Annotated in this window: 5 protein-coding genes; 4 read left to right on the plus strand and 1 reads right to left on the minus strand. The window is 72.0% G+C overall.

Annotated elements, in window-relative coordinates; all coding sequences use genetic code 11:
* Positions 1-294: cupin domain-containing protein (locus FNH05_RS31250; RefSeq protein WP_144592450.1), on the plus strand; the 294-nt coding region annotated here is incomplete at its 5' end.
* Entirely contained in the window at positions 291-635 is a 345-nt protein-coding gene (locus tag FNH05_RS31255; protein ID WP_144592451.1) for a carboxymuconolactone decarboxylase family protein, read from the plus strand. The genes FNH05_RS31250 and FNH05_RS31255, both read left to right, overlap by 4 nt.
* 30 nt (positions 636-665) lie before the next feature.
* On the opposite strand, the gene FNH05_RS31260 is transcribed toward FNH05_RS31255, so the two are convergent.
* On the minus strand, positions 666-2,318 hold the full coding sequence (locus FNH05_RS31260; RefSeq protein WP_144592452.1) for a right-handed parallel beta-helix repeat-containing protein: 1,653 nt from the start codon (positions 2,316-2,318) through the stop codon (positions 666-668).
* 200 nt (positions 2,319-2,518) lie between these two features.
* On the opposite strand from FNH05_RS31260, the gene eccD reads away from it, so the two are divergent.
* A complete protein-coding gene (eccD, locus tag FNH05_RS31265) occupies positions 2,519-3,874 on the plus strand; it encodes a type VII secretion integral membrane protein EccD (protein WP_246128049.1) in 1,356 nt (451 codons plus the stop codon).
* Positions 3,875-3,879: 5 nt separating this feature from the next.
* Positions 3,880-5,316 (plus strand): type VII secretion protein EccB, encoded by a 1,437-nt coding sequence (gene eccB, locus FNH05_RS31270; RefSeq protein WP_144592454.1) that lies wholly within the window; start codon positions 3,880-3,882, stop codon positions 5,314-5,316.
* Positions 5,317-5,332: the final 16 nt, after the last annotated feature.

Raw genomic sequence — 5,332 nt, forward strand, 5'->3', positions numbered from 1 at the left:
ACCGTCTACGGCGGGCACGAACACGTGCTGCGCCAGACCCTGGTCGCGCTGTGCGCCGGAACCTCGCTGACCGAACACGACGGCCCCGACGAGGCCACCTTGATCGTGCTGCGCGGCCGGGTACGCCTGCACGCGGGCGAGGACACCTGGGAGGGCCGCACCGGAGACCTCCTGGCCATCCCGCCCGCCCGGCACAGCCTGGAGGCCGTCGAGGACAGCGTCACGGTGCTCACCGTCGCCACGTCATCCTCCCGCCACACGACACCACCATCAGGGGAAGGAATCCAGCAATGACCGATGCCATCTACCCCCGCGGCACCCGGGAGATCGGCGAGCGCCGGCGACAACTGGCACCCGAGATCCACCGCGCCTTCGACGAGTTCGGCAAGCGGGTGTTCGCCGAGGGCGCACTGCCGGAAAAGACCAAACAACTCATCGCCGTCGCCGTGGCGCACGTGACCCAGTGCCCCTACTGCATTTCCGGGCACACCGCGCTCGCCCACCGCAAGGGCGCCACCGACCAGGAAATCATGGAGGCGATCTGGGTGGCCGCGGAGATGCGCGCGGGCGGCGCGTTCGCCCATTCCACGGTCGCTCTCCACACCCTCGGTGAACTTCCACAACAGCCACACTGAACACGGCGGGCACGCCACGCGCGGCTGCGGTCAGCGCGCGACGGCCTCTCGCACGTCCTCGATGAGCAGGCCGCGCAACTCGTCGACGGTCGGTACCCGGCCCAGCAGCCGCAACCGCTGGGACTGCGATTTGCGCATGGCCTCGAACAACCGGCGGGCGTCACGTGCGTTGCCGAAGTTCGCATCCTGCGAGATCCGCCGGAAGTACTCGACGAACACCTCCCCGGCGGCCGGGTCGAGTTCGTACGCTTCGGCCGACACCATCCGGCCGACGATGGCGAGGAGTTCGTCCGGCGTGTAGTTCTCGAACTCGATCGTCTTGCCGAACCGCGAGGCCAGACCGGGGTTGGTGGCGAGGAAGTCGACCATCTCGTCGGTGTAGCCCGCCACGATCACCGCCACCTCGTCGCGGTGGTCCTCCATCAGCTTGACCAGGGTGTCGATCGCTTCCTGGCCGAAGTCGCCGGTGCCGCTCGACCGTGAGAGCGTGTACGCCTCGTCGATGAACAGCACGCCGCCCTTGGACTCCTCGAAGATCACCGCGGTCTTCTCCGCGGTGTGCCCGATGTACTGGCCCACCAGGTCCCGCCGGGACACCTCGCGGAACTGGCCGCGCGACAGCACGCCGAGCGCCTTCAGCAGTTTGCCGTAAAGCCTCGCCACGGTCGTCTTCCCGGTGCCCGGCGCTCCGGCGAAGATCAGGTGGTGAGCGGCGGCCCCCACCGGTAGCCCGGCGTTGCGGCGCCATTCGTTCACCTGCAACTCGTCGACCAGGGCACGGACCTCGGCCTTCACCCTCGGCAGGCCGACCATGGCGTCCAGTTCGGCCAGTAGCCCGTCCAGTTCGCCGCCGCCCTGTGCGACCCCACCGCCCCGGGAGCCGTCGACCACGGTCGTGCCGGCCCCTTCGGACACCTCGATGCCCGGCTCCGCGGTGTTGTCCACGCGGCAGGCCTCCACGGTGCCCCGGCAGCCCGGGCCGAACGCGATGCCCACGCCGCCCGTGTCGTGCACCGAGCACCGCTTGAGCACGGGTTCGCTGTGGTGGGCCACGGCGATGCCTTCGAGGCCGGTCCGGGAGATCTCACAGTTCTCGATCACCGGCCGTCCGTACTGGTAGACGTAGATCCCGCGCAGCGTGCAGCCGGTCACCGTGCAGTCCCGGATTACCGGGGCGGCCCCGAGGCCGATGATGATCCCGTCGCCGGTGACGTCCTCGATGACCGTGTTCTCCAGCCGCCCGGAAGCGCCCTCGATGGCCATGCCCTGCTCGACCCCGGTGATCGTGCAACCGGTCAGCTCGAACGGCGCCGAACCACGGACGCTGATCGCCGGGCCACGCCCGCCGGTGACCTTGCACCGCTGCGCCGTCAGGCCGGCGTCTTCGGCGACGATCGCGGCGCCCTGCCCGGCCCGCAGCTCGATCCCTTGCAGCACGACCGATCCCCCGCGGACCTGGAGTACCGGATGGGTTCCCCCGCTGCCGTCGATGACCACGTTCGCGCCGGGAGCCGCGGCCAGTGTCACCCGCAGGCCGACCAGTTCGAGGAGTTCCGGGTAGCTGCCGGCGTCGATGGTGATCACCGCGCCCTGCTGCGCCTGGCCAAGCGCGTCGCCGATCGTCGGGTAGGCGCCGGGCCGCTGCGAGACCAGGAGCGTGCGGCCGGGTGTCGAGGTCGTCATCGGCTCGCCTTCCGGTGGTCATCAAACTGCATGCGCCCAGTTTCGGTCGCCCCACATGAGGATTTGATGACACGCGTGACGGCCGTCGAAGACGCCTCCGGGGCTCCGCCCGATGTCGCACGGCAGGTTCCTGCCTCGGCCTCGCGCGGCGGCGATTCGCCGTCGAATCTGGTGCCATGCACGCTGCTGGCTTGATCAGAGTGACGATCGCCGCCCCGACGCGACGAATCGACATGGCGCTGCCCGAGTACGCGAGCGTCGCGGAGTTACTGCCGGGCCTGCTCGCCCGCGCGGGCGAAGGGCTGGCCGACGAGGGGGTCGCCGGCGGCGGCTGGCAGTTGCGCAGGCCGGACGGGACCACGTTCGACCTCGGCCGCACGCTGGGCGCGCACCGGGTACGGGACGGGGAGATCCTGCATCTCGTGACGTCGCGGGCCGACTGGCCGGAGCCGGAATACGACGACGTGGTGGACGCCATCGCCACGGGAGCGGGCCGGACCGGTTCGGCCTGGGCGCCACGGCACACCCGGCTCGCCGGGCTGTCGGCCGGGACCGCGACGATGCTGCTGGGCCTGGTCGCGGTGCTGCGTGCCGGGCCCGGTTGGACCACACCCGCGGTGTGGGCGCTCGTCGTCGCCGGAGTGCTGCTCGCCGCGGGCGTGGTACTGGCCCGCGCGGTCGGCGACGCCGGGGCGGGCGCGGTGCTCGCCGGGGCCGCGCTGCCGTTCGCCTTCGTCGGCGGGGGGCTGTTGCTGGCGGGCGCGCACGCCCTGAGCAGCCTGGCGGCGGGGCATCTGATGCTCGCGGGCGTGGCGCTGCTGCTGACCGCGTTGGCGGGCTATCTCGGCGTGGCAGCGGCCCAGACCCTGTTCGCCGGGGCGGCCGCCACCGGCCTGTTCGCTCTTCTCGCCGGTTTCGTCGCGGCGGTCAGCGATCTGGCGGCGTACCAGACCGCGGCCGCGGTCGCCGCCGCGCTGCTGGCGCTGTCCATCGTGTTCGCACCGCTGGCCCTGCGGCTCGGCAAGGTACCGATGCCGGTGCTGCCGCGTTCGACGGCCGACCTGGTCCGCGATGATCCGCAGCCGCCCATCGAGCGGGTCCACGCCGCGGTGGCCAGGGCGGACGGATTGCTCACCGGCATGCTCGGCGGCGCGTCCGTGGTGGTGATGTACTGCCAAATGCTGCTGACCCACGACGGCAGTGCGAGCTCGGTGACCATGGTCGCCGTGCTCGCCGCCGGATTTCTGTTGCGCGCCAGGCTGTATCCGACGCCACGCCAGCGGATCCCGTTGCTGGTGACGGGAATGTTCGGAGCCGCCTGTCTGGTGGCCGGGCCCTTCACGGACGGGACGGTGCCGCTGGTGGCCGTGGTGGCCGCGCTGCTCGCGGTGGCGGCGGCCCTGATGGTGGCCGGGATCCTGTTGAGCACGCGCGCCGCGAACCCCTACTTCGGCCGGTTCGGCGAGTACTCGGAGATCCTGCTCCTGGCCGCGCTCGTGCCGGTGGTGTGCTGGGTGCTCGGGCTGTACGGCTACGTGCGCGGACTGGGGGGCTGAAGCTCATGGCGTCGAAGCGTGATCAACTCCAGGCGTACCAGTTCCTGATCCAGCGGGCGATCTCGGCGCTGGTCACCAGGGAGACCGATCCGGAGCAGCCGCCGTTCCGCCGTCCCGGAGGCGCGGCGTTCGCGAGTATCGCGCTGGCGATCGTGTCGCTGGCGTGCGTCGGCGTGTACGGGATGATCGTGCCGGGCGGCAACACCTCCTGGCGGAACCAGTCCGCGGTGATCGTCGAGAAGGAATCCGGCACCCGGTACGTCTACCAGAACGGCCGGCTGTATCCGGTCGCCAACTACGCGTCGGCGTTGCTGGTGCTCGGCAGTCACGCAGCCACCGAAGCCGTGTCGGCGAATTCGCTGGCGGGGGTGCCCCGGGGGCCGCGGATCGGCATTCCCGACGCGCCGGACGCGCTGCCCGGCGAGGACCGCCTGCTGACCGGATCCTGGTCGCTGTGCTCGGCGCCGGCCAGCGACGCGGCCGGGAGCAAGATCGACGAGTCGGTGCTGCTGGCCGGTGCGGAACCGGCGGGCGGGCTCGCGCTCGGGGACCAGGCGCTGCTCGTGGAACTGGTGTCGAACGGGGACCGGTACATGATCTGGCGCGGGCACCGCCACCGGATCTACGACTACGGCACCGTCGGCACCGGGCTCGCGCTGACCGCGGAACCCTGGGCCAGGGTGGATCAGGCCTGGCTGGACGTGCTCCCGCAAGGCGCCCCGATCGGGCCGGTCGCGGTCGCCGGGGCCGGGGAGCCGTCGACCGCGGTACCGGGACGAACCGACCTCCGGACCGGGTCGCTGCTGGTCGTTCAGACCTCCGGCGGCGGGCAGCAGTACTACCTGGCCGAACACGACGCACTGCGCCCGATCAGCGAGCTGCAGTACGAAATCGAACTGGCCGACGCGCAACTGGCGCGCGCCGCCTACCCCGGCGGTGAACCCCGCGCGATCCGGCTCGCCCCGGTGGAGGCGGCCACCGCACGGCAACTCGACCCGGTCGCGGCGACGGCGGACGCCGCCCCGGCCACGCGACCGTCGATCGTCCGGCTGGCCGACCAGGAAGCCACGGTGTGCGCGGGCTTCGCCCCCGGCGCGAACGCGCCGAAGCTGACCGTCAACCCGGCGCTGCCCCCCGCGAACCGGCTCATGGCCACCACCGGCCGGTCGGCGACCGGCACCCCGCTGGCCGACCTGGTCTACGTGCCGCCGGGCTCCGCGGTCCTGGTCGAGGCCATGCCGTCCGCGCAGGCCCCGGCGGGCACGCTGACCCTGGTCACCGACCAGGGTCGGCGCTACCCGCTGGCCACGCCGGACGTGGAGAAGGTGCTCGGCTACTCGTCGGCCACCCCGGTCCGGCTTCCCGGCGGACTGGTGGCCCGCCTGCCCGAAGGCCCGAGTCTCGACCCCACCGCCGCGATGCGCCCCACTTTGGAGGGGTGACGGGCGGCGCCGATTC

Source organism: Amycolatopsis rhizosphaerae, from assembly GCF_007713715.1.
Taxonomy (GTDB): domain Bacteria; phylum Actinomycetota; class Actinomycetes; order Mycobacteriales; family Pseudonocardiaceae; genus Amycolatopsis_E; species Amycolatopsis_E rhizosphaerae.